The following is a 13,741-nucleotide window of genomic DNA, read 5'->3' as shown; positions in this document are numbered from 1 at the left end:
CTAATCGGTAAGAATACCGCCATGAAAGGATCAATGCAGGCCCAGCATCTCCGGCCGTAGAGCGCCCGCGCCGCGTGGGGTGACGGCCGGGGTCGGCAAGTCGGTCGGCCAGGCTTGTCCCTGGTAGAGATGGGCCCAGAGCCGATCCAGCGCGACATAGCCGTAAGGCAGCAGCGGTAGATGCTTTTCGCCGAAGCCCGGCAAGGCCAGGAAGGCGTCGAAGTGCTGCGCGTGGGGCACTTTCCAGTACAAGGGCTGGCGTCCTTCGGTACGCAACCACGCCACATAAGGCTCGGAAGTCAAAGCCGTCGGCAACAGGCCGTCGTCGGCACCATGCAGCACCCATAGCGGAAGATCTTTGCGCGGCAATCGCGCGGCGAGTGCCCGGACGGACGCATGCAGTGCGCGGGCATCCGCATCGTCGCCCGTCCAGAGACGACGCAGGCATGCGATGCCGACGAGCTGCGGATCGGCGCTGCTGTCGGTACCGCCGAATAATCCAACACCATTGCCAGGGGGAATGCCCGACGCATCCGCCCACCAGCTCGCGCGCGTCGCATCATCGGCCACACCGGGTTTGCCATGGGTGCCGGTGGCTTGGTAACGGTAGCCGCAAGGCATGTCGTCAACACCTCGACGCAGATACGCCGAGGCATTCGCCGAACCGATGGCACGCCATAAATCGAACGCCGTAGACAATGCCGCGGCGGCCATCGCCTGCTCGGTCCAGCCGGTACTGCGCAGATGTTCGTAGGCTTCCACGGCTTGCCCATCGAGTGTGGTCGCCTTCAGTTGGCCTTGCGCATGGAGGCTTGCGCAGCGAGCGGTCCACGCCGCGTGAGGTGCTCCGTGCGCATCGCGCGCGAAGGGTGTGGAGGCGAAGCGTGCATCTACCAGAGCGCAGGGCAGCCACACCGCTCCTTCGGTCGCATAGTCGTACAAGGCACGACCGCTACCGGGCGTATGCACGTTCGGTTCGAGCGCCACCACGCCAGCCAGCATGTGCTGCTCATCGAGGCCCGCCGCCTGCAACACCGCGCCGCCGCCATTGGATAAACCGGTCGCAATGATTTTTGTATTCTGCGGCGTGAAAGGTGCCTGATCCGGAAATGCGCGATCCAGCATCGCCAACCCGAACTGCGCAGCCTGCAACACATGCCGACCCCAATCAGCCTCAGGGTTGTCGCCGGAATGCGCATGCTTGACCGCGATGCCTTCGCCTTTCGATGCCAAGGGTTCGAATTCCAGCATCGCGGTGCCGCGCTTTGCACGCCGCCCATCCAACGCCACGCCGCTGTCGTCGGAGACATCGAAGTAGCCTGATCCCATGCCCTTGTCCGTATAGGCGACCGCACAACCGCGCGGCAAACCCCACGCGCCAGCAAGCGCAATCGCGCCATAGATACCGCGCGAGCCAGACGATGCCGTTACCACCAGGCAACGTCGCGCCATGTCGAAGTGATCGGGCACTTGCAGCAACACACGATGCGGCGCGTGTGCATTGGGGATTTTCGCAAGCGCCTGGTATTCCCGTCCGGGCACATCCGGAACTGCACCGTAGACCGTACCGTAGCCACCGAGCGCCCCCAGATCGGCGATGCCCTTCCAGCTAGTTTGGATCGCTCGCCGGCGCAAGTCCTGCACGGTGGGATGCCGTGCGTCCACAAATGGCGCCGCCGCACCCTTTAATCCCGCCAGGCCCAGTCCTGCGCTGAGCAGGTCATCATGATCGCGATGCGCGGTGACGCTCACCTCGCCCTGCACGAAATCGATCCTTTGCATCGAAGACTCCGTCAAAGACGTCCGTACCGCACAGACGACCAGCACTAACGCACAACCCTATCGGACTTGTACGGATATTCATCACCTACCCTAGCAAGCCTGCTGCGCCGGGCTATCGTACGAAAGTACAACATACCCTTTTCAACCTCGTCGTTCTTTCATCGCGACGCAATGACCGACTGCCGCTATGGCCCACTCGATGACCCGCTTGCTGATCGCTGACGACCATCCCTTATTCCGCGCCGCGCTGCGCCAGGCCGCCAGCGAACATCTCGATGCCTGCGATGTGCTGGAAGCCAGCGACCTGCCTGGCGTACTCCACGCACTTTCCACCGATCCCGATATCGACCTGGTATTGCTGGACTTGCACATGCCCGGCAGCCATGGCCTTTCCGGTCTGGCCACACTGCGCGGACAGCATCCCGGCGTCGCCGTACTAGTGGTGTCGGCGCACGACGAACCGCAGGTAGTAAGGCGCGTACTTGATCACGGCGCTGCGGGTTTTATTCCGAAAAGCGCTGCTCCTGGCGAGATCAGCGAGGCGGTGGCCGCGGTACTGAACTGCGGCAACTGGTCGCCGCCAGCGCTGGCGCGCAGTATCGCCGCACCACCCAGCAATCCGGCCGATGCGGATCTCACGGCGCGACTCGCGCGACTGACTCAACAGCAATATCGTGTGCTCGGCCTGCTGGCCGAAGGCTTGATGAACAAGCAGATCGCCGATCGACTCAGCATCCAAGAACGCACGGTGAAGGCGCATGCCACCGCCATCTTCGAGAAACTCGAAGTACGTAACCGCACACAGGCTAGTGTGTTGTTGCGGTCACTGGACTTGAGCGAAGCGGGACGGATTCCATCGTTCCGCGCCGATTAGAACGCAGCGCTATAAATTGCCAACGCATCAGCCTCGGTAACAGACCGAGGGTTGTTCATCAGAAGCCGCGTCTGCAACATCGCGTCGCTCGCCATCCTTTTTAGCCCGCTACGTTCGATGCCGACATCGCGCAACCGAACCGGGATCTCGGTCGCGGCAATCATCAGTTCGAGCCGTTCGATTAACGTCAGCGTCTTGCTTCGGGCACTGCCCGTCATACCGGGCACGATCACGTCCGCGAGTTCCGCGTACAGGTGCGCCGCTGCCTCAGCGTTGAACCGCAACACATGCGGCAGCACGAGCGCATTTGAGAGGCCGTGCGGGACGTGATAAATGCCGCCGATCGGATACGCAAGCGCATGCACGGCGGCCACCGGCGAATTGGCGAACGCCTGGCCGGCGAACGCCGCGCCAAGCAACATCGCTTCGCGCGCCTCGCGATTCTGGCCGTTCTCGCACGCGGGCAACAAATTACGCCACAGCAGTTCCAGCGCCTTGACCGCCAGCATGTCGGACACGGGATTTTTCAAATGCGCGGACGTGTACGCCTCGATCGCGTGAACCATCGCGTCGATGCCGGTTGCCGCGGTCGCAACGACAGGCAGCCCGAGCGTGAGTTCCGCATCGAGAACCGCCAGATCGGCGACCAGTTGCGGCGCGACCACGCCCAACTTCTTCGCCTCGCCCACCGTTACGATCGACACGGCCGTGACTTCGGAGCCGGTGCCTGCAGTGGTCGGCATCTGCACGAGCGGCAGGCGTGACACGGTGACTTTGTTCACACCGTACATCTCGCTGAGTGCTTGCTGATCCTGTGGAGCCAGCACGGCGATCAGCTTCGCCACGTCCATCGACGAACCGCCGCCGAGTCCCAGCACGATCTCCGCACTGGCCTCACGCGCCCGCGATGTCGCGTCGAGCACGATGTGCTCGGGTGGATCGGCGACCACGTCGTCGATCACCGTGGCATTCCAGCCATGCGCCGAGAGATCGGCAAGCGCCTGATCCAACAGTCCACTCTTATGAAGAAAACCATCCGTCACCACACACAGGCGCGTGAGCGACGGAAATTGCGTGCGCAACAAAGCACCGAGACGGCGCGCAGCGCCAAACTCGACAACCATGGTGGGTACTGTTTGAAACCGGAATGCGTTCATCCTGCCAACTGCGAGTGAGCACTAGCCATCGATGACTCCAACAAGATCGGCACTTCGACACCGCTTGCTAGAACTGGTAACGCAAACCAGTCACCGTGGCGAGGGTTGACCTATTCAGGAATCCGCTTGCCAAGCCATTCGATACTTTCGAGTTCTGCAGGCCTGCGTAGACGTCGAAGCGCTTGGTAAAGCGGTAGTCCAGGCGCACCGAATAAACATTCTCCGCACCACTGCAATTGGCAGCGCTGTCATTCGAACATTTCACCACGCCATAAGCGTTCTGGTCGTAGTGGTACCAGGCGCCGGTGATATCGAAATCATTCGTGAAATTGTATTTCGCGCCTAGCCAGTACACCTGCAACACCTTGGGTTTCGGAAACGCGGTGTTGTTGGTGACGCCAACCCAATAGCCACCCAAACCGGCAAAACCCGCCGCAAGCGGATTCGATGGATTTTCGTACTTGATGTGCTCGTAACCTCCAGACACTTTGAAGGGGCCGGTGGCATAGCTTGCATCCAGCGTGTACGAGGTGTTGTCGGAAATCGTCGCCGCCAGTGAGTTGGTAGGCAGTGTCACGACCTGAGCCGCGCTGAGTGACGCCAATGATATGGCGGTGTTCTTGTGCCCATACACGGCGTCGGCCGAGAAGCCGCCGTAGTCAAGGCCAACGTTGGCTTGGTATGCCTTACCCGGACTGGTATCGGCGTTGCCGAACTGGTACAGCGCTCCGACGCGAAACATGTCGTACTTGTAGGTGTACTTGACCGAGTCGTCGAGGCGCGCATTTTCCGTGCTGCCCATACCCGACGTCACACCCGAATACCCGATGAGCGAAAGCGCGTAGGAACCGTTCATCGGGTCGTACTTGACGATATTGTCGAGGAGAACGGTGGTGTTGCGGCCGAATACGACGGTACCGTAATCCTTTGAACTGAACCCCGCGACCGCTTGACCATTGAAGATCTGACCGGCGCGACTCCCATCGCCCGCCGATCTCTGATTCTCCAGCGCCACGCCATTGTTTTTCGTCAAAGACCCAGGAGCATCGGCAAGTGCGCCTGACGTCGGGTCAAATCCCATTTCCACATTGAAAACGAACGAGAACTGGTCGTTCAACGGTTCGAGGCCGCGCAGACCAAGCCTCGATTGACTCATGGGGTTCGACACAATCGACGTGATCGACTTGTTGCTGTTCTTGGAGATCACCCACTCCGCGCTCGGATAAAATTCAGCGGTCGTTGGAGTGCCGTGGGTTTGGTGTGCCAATCCGACGTCGACAACGCCGTAAAGCGTGATGCCATTCCAGGTCAAGCTGGTGTCTTCGGCAGCCATGGCGTTACCGGCGAAGCCGGTTGCCGACAAGCCGGCAACGACAGCTAGCATCGCCTTGCACGTTGAAGAGATGGTGGGCTTGCCGGCGGAACAAGTCCGAGGCACATAGGAATGACTCATCGATCTCATCCTTGAGTTTGATGTTGGGATTAGAGATATGAAGCGACGCGTTGAACTCTCGCAATCGCACTAATCATCCAACGATGAAGCGTTATGCGTTGGTACGACGATAGTCATCGTACGGACTATTCCGCACAGTCCCTATTGGGCTTAAGTCCAATATCGCCCCCACCGGATTTGCATACCATCCGGCTAGCTGCCACTGGGTTACGAAAGAGTTGCTGGCATTTTTGGCGGCATGCCTTTTCACGTAAGCGACTACGTGCCCGAGCGCGCGGATTCTCGTGGCGTGCGCAACCACCTCTAATCTATTTCGAAGCGGGTACCCTTAATGAGTTTCCTGGTCTGCCTTGCCGCACTCGCTTTTCTCATGTTTGTGGCCTATCGCGGCTACAGTGTGATTCTGTTCGCGCCCCTTGCCGCTCTGCTCGCGGTGCTGTTAACCGACCCGTCCGCTGTGGCGCCGATTTTCTCCGGCCTGTTCATGGACAAGATGGTCGGCTTCGTCAAAAACTATTTCCCCGTCTTCTTGCTCGGCGCAGTGTTTGGCAAGGTGATCGAACTGTCGGGGTTCTCCAAATCGATCGTCTCGGCGGTCATCGGCCTGGTCGGCCGAAAGCGCGCGATCATCGCGACTGTCTTGGTTTGCGGTCTACTCACGTACGGCGGCGTTTCGCTATTCGTCGTCGTATTTGCGATGTATCCGGTCGCCTGCGAAATGTTCAAGCAAAGCGACATCCCGAAACGTCTGATACCGGGCACGCTTGCGCTCGGCGCGCTTACCTTCACCATGGATTCGCTGCCGGGCACCCCGCAGATCCAGAACATCATTCCAACCGTGCACTTCAAGACCACCGTATACGCGGCGCCATGGCTCGGTACGATCGGCGGCTTGTTTATCTTTATCGCCGGCACCGCCTATCTGGAATGGCGTCGGCGTCAAGCCATCGCCGCGAACGAAGGCTATGGCACCGGACACAGCAACGAGCCGGAGCCGAAGTCGCAAGAGCGTCCGGTCAATCCATGGATCGCGATCCTTCCGCTCGTGGCAGTGAGCGTGTTCAATTATCTTTTCACTGAATTGATCAAGGCCCACTACGGCAAAGAAAGTTACGACGTCGCGCTGCCGGGGCTCGCAAAACCCTTGAGTATCGACATGTCGCCAGTGATCGCCATCTGGGCGGTCGAAGGCGCCCTGCTCGTAGGCATTCTTCTGGTCTTTGTGTTCGGCTTCAACACACTCCGGACGAAGTTCGCCGAAGGTAGCAAGGCAGCGATCGCTGGTGCGCTGCTGGCCTCGATGAATACCGCATCCGAATACGGCTTCGGCGCCGTGATTGCCGCGTTACCCGGTTTTGTGGTGATTCGTGATGCGCTCAAGGCGATTCCCAATCCGCTCGTCAATGAGGCGGTTACGGTCACCACACTCGCTGGTATCACCGGCTCCGCTTCCGGCGGCTTGTCGATCGCGCTCGCGGCCATGGCGAACGATTTCATTGCGGCTGCTCACACCGCGGGCATCTCGCCCGAAGTGCTGCATCGTGTCGCCTCGATGGCGTCGGGCGGCATGGATACCTTGCCTCACAACGGTGCGGTCATCACCCTGCTTGCCGTCTGCGGACTTACACACAAACAATCGTATAAAGACATTTTTGCGATCACCTGTCTGAAGACGCTTGCGGTATTTTTGGTCATCGCGGTGTTCTATCTGACCGGAATCGTCTAATCGCTTGGGGGGCGCGATTCTGGTCCTCTCCCTGACCTTCCCCTGCTCCGTAGATGGGCGCAGGGTGAGCTTTTGCTAAGAGCCCCCTTCCCACGTCCCCCGCTTGCTGGTGGAACTGGGTCAAAAGTGCCCCCTCTGCTCGCCGGGGATAGGTAGAAAACCGACGGCCTGAGGCTTTCACGGTCTTAAGGACTGAACCGACTTAAGGCGACGTCAAGCAAGCTGTCACATAAGTCCGTATAATCTGCAGGTTAACCCTACCGAAATCTGCACGGCGGCCTTATAGCTCGCCCGAGCCTCTTACCTCATGTCCATCGAAAACCTGCGCAATATCGCCATCGTCGCCCACGTCGACCATGGCAAAACCACCCTCGTCGATCAGCTGCTGAAGCAGTCGGGCACCCTGTCCGAACGCACCGTGCTGGCCGAACGCGTGATGGACAGCAACGACCAGGAAAAGGAGCGCGGCATCACCATTCTGGCGAAGAACACCGCCATCAAATGGAAAGAAAACCGCATCAACATCGTCGACACCCCAGGCCACGCCGACTTCGGTGGCGAGGTGGAGCGCGTGCTGTCGATGGTCGATACCGTGCTGATCCTGGTCGACGCGATGGACGGCCCGATGCCGCAGACCCGCTTCGTGACGCAGAAGGCGTTCGCGATGGGTTTCAAGCCGATCGTCGTTATCAACAAGATCGACCGCCCGGGCGCCCGTCCGCAGTGGGTCGTCGACCAAGTGTGGGACCTGTTCGATCGCCTCGGCGCCACCGCCGAGCAGATGGACTTCCCGATCGTTTACGCCTCGGCGCTGAACGGCTATGCAAGCCTCGATGACTCGGCCCGCGAAGGTGACATGACGCCGCTATACCAGGCCATCATGGACCACGCGCCGAAGCCGGAAGTCGACCCCGACGGCCCGTTCCAGATGCGCATCAGCCAGCTGGACTACAACAACTTCGTCGGCGTGATCGGCATTGGCCGCATCCAGCGCGGCGCGTTGAAGAAGAACATGCCGGTCGCCGTGATCAACCGCGAAGGCAAGAAGCGCCAGGGCAAGGTGCTGCAGGTGCTCGGCTTCATGGGCCTGGAGCGCATCGAGCAAGACAGCGCCGAAGCGGGCGACATCGTCGCCATCTCCGGCATCCAGGATCTGACCATCTCCGACACCATCTGCGCGCTGGACACCCCGGAAGCGCTGCCAGCGCTGACCGTCGACGAGCCGATGATCAGCATGACCTTCCAGGTCAACAACTCGCCGTTCGCCGGCAGCAAGGATCTCTCGGGCGGCAAGTTCCTGACCAGCCGCCAGCTCAAGGATCGTCTGGACCGCGAACAGGTGCACAACGTGGCCCTGAAGGTCGAGCAAGGCTCCGATGCCGACAAATTCCTCGTCTCCGGTCGCGGTGAATTGCATCTGTCAGTGCTGATCGAGAACATGCGCCGCGAAGGCTACGAGCTCGCCGTGTCGCGTCCGGAAGTGATCATCAAAGAGATCGACGGCCAGAAGATGGAGCCGATCGAACAACTCGTGGTCGACGTCGAGGAAATTCACCAGGGACCGGTGATGGAGCGCCTTGGCATCCGCAAGGGCCAACTGAAGAACATGGAGTCGGACGGCAAGGGTCGCGTGCGCCTCGAATACCAGATCCCGGCGCGCGGCCTGATCGGCTTCCAGAACCAGTTCAAGACGCTCACCCAGGGCTCGGGCCTGCTGTTCCACGTGTTCGACCACTACGGTCCGAAGGAAGATGGCCAGATCGCCAAGCGCCTCAACGGCGTGATGATCGCCAACGCCGGCGGTACCACCCCGGCCTACTCGCTCGGCCCGCTGCAAGATCGCGGCAAGCTGTTCGCGGCGGAAGGCGACTCGGTCTATGAAGGCCAGCTGGTTGGCATCCATGCGAAGGACAACGATCTCACCGTCAACGCGATCAAGCCCAAGCCGCTGACCAACATGCGCGCCTCGGGCAAGGACGACGCGATCCAGCTGACCCCGGCGATCAAGTTCTCGCTGGAACAGGCGCTGGATTTCATCGACGACGACGAGCTGGTGGAGATCACGCCCAAGGAAATCCGCTTGCGCAAGAAGCATCTCACAGAGAACGATCGCAAGAAGGCCTCGCGCGGCGCCTGATGGCTTCTGCATGAAGAAATCGAAAGGCCACCGCAAGGTGGCCTTTTTATTGCCGCACGAAGCGCGGAAGGCGTTGACAGTTCGGCGTGCGGCCTGCAGCATCCTGTATGCACTGGCGATCGGGACGTCAATCCTTCCAACTCATGCGTAGTACGTCTCAACGCCGAATCTATCGCAAGATTTTGACGTGCTTGCTGATGACAGCACTGTCACCGATCGCTTACGCAGATAGCACTGATAGCGCGCCCCTGTTCGTGCCGCAGTGGCTCGGCGCGCAATACACCTTCGTCGACCAGAACCAGTCGCGCATCCATTCGCCGTATAGCGGGCCGCTCAGTCTCCATCCCGACGGCTCCACCGCGCGTTCGCACACGTTCGGCGCGTACTTCGGCGTCGCCTTGCCCTGGCATCTGCAGTACTACTTCGACGTGGAGATGTTCAAGGGCGAAGGCGTAAGCAATGCCACCGGACTCGCCGGCCTCACCAACGGCGACATCATTCGCTCGGGCGTCGCCAGTTTGGGAAAGCGGCCTTACGTAGCGCGCGACTATTTACGCTGGAGCTTTCCGCTCGGCGGTGATGTCGTTCCTGTCGAACGCGGACAAGACCAGCTACCCGGCGAAGAAGCTACGCGGCATATCGAAGTGAAGATCGGCTTCATGGCCGTCAACGACGACTTCGACAAGAACCGCTACGCCAACTCCACTCGCACGCAATTCATGAATTGGTCGTTGTGGAACAACACGACCTGGGATTTCGCCGCCGACACGCGCGGCTATACCGACGGCCTGATGATCGGCTGGATCATGTCCGGCTGGAGCTTGCGCTATGGCATCTATCGCATGCCCGTCGAGGCCAACGGTCAGGCGCTGGAAAAATCGTTGAGTGCTGCCAACGGCCAACAACTTGAATTGACCCTGCAACCCAAACCCGATGGTTGGGCCTTACGCTTCCTCAGTTTCTACAACACCGGAAACCTGGGCATCTACCAGCAGGCCATCGATATCGCCCAAGCCACAGGCCAACCGCCCGACATTCACGCCGACGACCAACCCGGCCGACATAAATTCGGCTTCGGCATCAATGGCGAACTGCCATTGGCCGACAACGGCGACACCGGCCTCTTCATGCGCGCCGGATGGAACGACGGTCACACCGAATCCTTCATCTTCACCGAGGTCGACCGCCTGCTGAGTGGCGGCTTCCAATTGTCCGGATCGCACTGGAATCGATCAGACGATCGACTTGGCGTGGGTATCGCTATCGACGGACTCTCGCGCATCCATAGTCAGTACCTAGCCATGGGCGGCGACGGTTTCCTGCTGGGCGACGGCACACTGCATTACGGACCGGAACAGATCGCCGAGGTGTACTACAGCATCGCAGTGATCAACCACCTCACCATCACGCCGGATCTGCAGTTCATTCGCAACCCCGGCTATAACCGCGATCGCGGTCCTGCGCGCTTTGCCGGGTTGCGTGCGCACGTCGAATTCTGATTAGCCAGCGTATCCAGCCCCAGCACTACATATCCTTGGCGCGCCGGCCGTCCGTGCCACTGGAGAAACCCAGGATTCGCCCGAAGCTGGAGATTTGAACGCCAGCTCTCCATGTGTTGAGCCTTACCGTGTCGGCGCCTGCTGCGCGTGCGCATTGACGTGCGCGCTCTGCGTCCGAATCTCGCTCATCCTCTGCGCCTTCTGCTGGTCGAACTGCTGCACGTGTTGCATGGTCTGCTGCACGGTTGGTGGGGGTTGCGTGGTGTCGATCGTGGCACTTAGGGCGAACAGCGAGTTGGACATGAACATGATCTTTTCGCCATTGCCGTAGATGTCTCCCAAATCGTCGGGCTGCTTGATTCCTGACATGTAGCAGGCGGCCGTGGCACAGGCGAGCCATGCCGGCGTCGTATCCGATGGAAATCCTGCTTTGAGGGTGTTGTACAGCGCGTTTTGCGGGTGGCTGGAGTCGCTGAAATCGCGCAGTTGCGGATTGGTATTGGTATCCGGCGCGATGCCTCTGCTCGCCTGCCCAGTGATAAGCATGTGGCTCTGCGTTGGGGATGGCGCCGGACCGGTGGGCGTGACTGTGGCGGCCGGTTCCGTCGCGTACACGCGGCTGAAGATGACCGAACCCTCCACTCGCGCACGTTGACGACCGTCCAGCTCCGGCGCCAAGGCAGAAATGTCGTTGATTAACTGGCGCTGCCCGTGAATAGCTTCGAGAGTGTGCCTGCCGGCAACGCCATCGCTGAGCAAGCCATGGTCGCTCTGGAATGCATAGACGGCAGCTCCGGTGTTGGGACCGTAGTGACCATCAGGCTGCAAAGCGTGGCCTCGGTTGTCGGTGTAACCAAGTGCCGCTAAGTCGGCTTGCATTGCGCGGACAGCATCTCCATGCGCACCTTGGCGGAGAGGGCCTGTTGAATGTTGCGGATTGGCTTGCGTTTGAGATGGCCCTGAGTCAGTAACTGCCTGCCACGCCGCGTCCGACGTCAAGCCGCGGTCGATACTAGCCTTGTACTGAGCTCGCATCTGATTCAATGCATCAGCAGATTGCTCTAACGTAATGCTCGATTTGTTGGGTGACGGATAGTGGCTATGTCCACTATTGTCCGGATCGCCAAAACTCCCCCATTCTTTCGCCATACCTCGTTGTGCATCCTCCAGCGTCACGCCTGGCTTTCCAATGATGTAGTCATGGACATCCGGACGCTTATCGACAATTAGGTAATCGGAAAAAATTTTGTCTTGTAGTTCCGGTGTAAATAGTTGGTCGCGATCTAGGTCCAGCTTATTGATTGCGTCATCCATTGTTTTCGGAATGACCTGGTACTTGCCTACGGCAAGCAACCTTTTCGGGTCATCGTGCCCGAGATGCTGCATATCCTGCACTTGTCCCAGCGTGAGGCTAGAAAAATCGATGGGCTCGTTTGCGGGCCGGATATGTGGCTTGCCTTGCGCATCGATATACGTGCCACGATTGTAGGCATTATAACCGTCGACTCCGGATTCACCGTGTGAGATCAGGTCCAACAACGGATTGCTCATAAAGGTTTCCTTTCCTATGAACTGTTATTCAGCGGGAAGCTGCCGGTGTAATGCTCCAGCCGGTAACTAAAATTCGTGACTCTCCTCCGTGAACGTTCCAATCATCAGTATCTCCGTAGGTGCCGACTTCCAGATTTTTGTTGTTGTTCGCATTGTGGAACCGCGTTAGGCAAACCCCGTCAGCACCGCATGAACTCAATTCAGGTATCACGTCGCATGCATTGCATGTGGAGTCTGGATGGGTTGCGCACGACGTTTTGTAATCCCCGCCGACCACATTCGCCTTGCATTGCTTGTCCACCACAGGCACCCAGCCCTGAGCAAGAAGCGCATTATGGAAGTCTGCGTAAGTCATGCCCTCCTTCAGCCCATCACCGAGCAGTGTCGATGCGGCTACGGAAGATGTTGTTTGTTGTGCAGGTTGTTGAACCAACGCCTGGATAGGCTGCGCCGAATCACCGGCACCGCATGCAGTAGACAATTGACACAACGCGATTAAGAAGGCGAGACGAATGCGATTCATTATGTTCCTATGCAAATAGATCGTTCCACAAATGAAACTTATACATTCCGAACGTTTGTCGACAATTGGATACTTAATCATTCTCCTGAATCACGGGTACTCAGTTGAGCCATATGTCGCAGCTCGAACTCGACGGGACTGAGTCGGCAATGAATCTTTCTTTGTCATCCATGACTCCATCTCCTTACGGGTTGTGATGCTGTGAAACATTTACAGAAAAACGAGAAGGCTCTTTTTTGGAGGCATTGTCTCTGTCGGAAATGAATTCATAGCGCCCCCTAACAACCAAGTCATTTCCATCGGGAAGAAAATTCTTATCTCCCTTCTCCACCCACGTCGTATGTGCTGCTGAAATATTCGGCACGTCGATGCTTTTCGAACCAAGAACCGCACCACTCTTCCTGTCCAACTCGACTACTTGCAGCAAGGTTTGCGACAAAGATTGCTGTGGTTGTGTGTCTGATTGAACAAGAACAAACAATGTTCGTGCTGATGCAACGCAGTGCGTTGCCCTTCCTTGGTAGGTATCAGTGGGTATCGACAAGGACACTTCCCACGAAAATCCTCCCTTCGCATTGCTCAGATAAGCCACGGGCTTTTCATTCATGCCATCTTCGTCGGTCCTGGCACCGACTATGCACCTCTGCCCGGCACCTACGTCTCTGGTTGCGTAGATTTCGACCTCGCGAGGAATTTCTGGGGAAGCAGCGGCACTTTTTGCTGGCCCAGCCGATGATGAAGCTTGCGCAGGCAACGCAGTCTTCTCTGACAACGTGCTAACGACATCGCTCGACGCTCCCCGTGATGTGCTCGTCTGACATACAACCAGCAACATAGCGGCGGCAAGCAGCCCTTTGGCCTTGCGCATTCGCAGATCTCCATCGAAGTTTTCGAACTTCGATGGATTGTCTTCAGGGGCACCCGGTGTTCGATGCCGGCTTACGCCGAATTGCTCGACCACTATGACCCTGAACTGCGTATGCCTGTGCCTACACGGCAGCGTGGCAGTGTTCTATATCGCCGTGGAGCACAAAATCGA

10 protein-coding genes are annotated in these 13,741 nt (G+C 58.8%); 4 read left to right on the top strand and 6 right to left on the bottom strand.

The window, feature by feature from the left end; all coding sequences use genetic code 11:
- Positions 1-30 precede the first annotated feature (30 nt).
- Positions 31-1,782, bottom strand: a complete 1,752-nt coding sequence (locus tag QQL64_RS02230; protein WP_404601093.1) for a 3-hydroxybutyrate oligomer hydrolase family protein — start codon at positions 1,780-1,782, stop codon at positions 31-33.
- Between the two features lie 199 nt (positions 1,783-1,981).
- Between QQL64_RS02230 and QQL64_RS02225 the strand changes: the two genes are divergently transcribed.
- Positions 1,982-2,656 carry a response regulator transcription factor gene (locus tag QQL64_RS02225; protein ID WP_284395560.1) on the top strand — a complete coding sequence of 225 codons (675 nt, stop codon included), beginning with the start codon at positions 1,982-1,984 and terminating at the stop codon, positions 2,654-2,656.
- On the opposite strand, the gene QQL64_RS02220 is transcribed toward QQL64_RS02225, so the two are convergent.
- Together QQL64_RS02220 and QQL64_RS02215 are read right to left on the bottom strand one after the other, a co-directional pair.
- Entirely contained in the window at positions 2,653-3,780 is a 1,128-nt protein-coding gene (locus QQL64_RS02220) for an iron-containing alcohol dehydrogenase (protein WP_284395559.1), read from the bottom strand. The genes QQL64_RS02225 and QQL64_RS02220 overlap by 4 nt on opposite strands.
- Positions 3,781-3,880: 100 nt before the next feature.
- The gene (locus QQL64_RS02215; protein ID WP_284395558.1) at positions 3,881-5,266 is read right to left on the bottom strand and encodes a porin; all 1,386 of its coding nucleotides are present in this window, start codon (positions 5,264-5,266) and stop codon (positions 3,881-3,883) included.
- A gap of 331 nt (positions 5,267-5,597) precedes the next feature.
- Between QQL64_RS02215 and QQL64_RS02210 the strand changes: the two genes are divergently transcribed.
- The 3 genes from QQL64_RS02210 (at position 5,598) to QQL64_RS02200 (ending at position 10,628) form a co-directional block, all read left to right on the top strand.
- Positions 5,598-6,992 (top strand): GntP family permease, encoded by a 1,395-nt coding sequence (locus QQL64_RS02210; protein WP_284395557.1) that lies wholly within the window; start codon positions 5,598-5,600, stop codon positions 6,990-6,992.
- Positions 6,993-7,299: 307 nt separating this feature from the next.
- A complete protein-coding gene (gene typA / locus QQL64_RS02205) occupies positions 7,300-9,129 on the top strand; it encodes a translational GTPase TypA (protein ID WP_284395556.1) in 1,830 nt (609 codons plus the stop codon).
- A gap of 197 nt (positions 9,130-9,326) precedes the next feature.
- Positions 9,327-10,628 (top strand): carbohydrate porin, encoded by a 1,302-nt coding sequence (locus QQL64_RS02200; RefSeq protein ID WP_284395555.1) that lies wholly within the window; start codon positions 9,327-9,329, stop codon positions 10,626-10,628.
- Positions 10,629-10,751: 123 nt separating this feature from the next.
- Here the strand turns inward: QQL64_RS02200 and QQL64_RS02195 are convergent, their stop codons facing one another.
- The 3 genes from QQL64_RS02195 to QQL64_RS02185 all read right to left on the bottom strand — a co-directional run bounded on the left by QQL64_RS02195 (position 10,752) and on the right by QQL64_RS02185 (position 13,570).
- Positions 10,752-12,179 (bottom strand): peptidoglycan-binding domain-containing protein, encoded by a 1,428-nt coding sequence (locus QQL64_RS02195; RefSeq protein WP_284395554.1) that lies wholly within the window; start codon positions 12,177-12,179, stop codon positions 10,752-10,754.
- A 28-nt stretch (positions 12,180-12,207) separates the two neighbouring features.
- Positions 12,208-12,702 carry a hypothetical protein gene (locus tag QQL64_RS02190; protein ID WP_284395553.1) on the bottom strand — a complete coding sequence of 165 codons (495 nt, stop codon included), beginning with the start codon at positions 12,700-12,702 and terminating at the stop codon, positions 12,208-12,210.
- Between the two features lie 184 nt (positions 12,703-12,886).
- Positions 12,887-13,570 carry a hypothetical protein gene (locus QQL64_RS02185; RefSeq protein WP_284395552.1) on the bottom strand — a complete coding sequence of 228 codons (684 nt, stop codon included), beginning with the start codon at positions 13,568-13,570 and terminating at the stop codon, positions 12,887-12,889.
- Between the last annotated feature and the right edge of the window lie 171 nt (positions 13,571-13,741).

This window comes from Dyella lipolytica (genome assembly GCF_030160075.1).
In the GTDB taxonomy this organism is placed as follows: domain Bacteria; phylum Pseudomonadota; class Gammaproteobacteria; order Xanthomonadales; family Rhodanobacteraceae; genus Dyella_B; species Dyella_B lipolytica.
The sequence above is the reverse complement of the archived record's forward strand: the minus strand, read 5'-3'. Positions and strand labels throughout refer to the sequence as shown.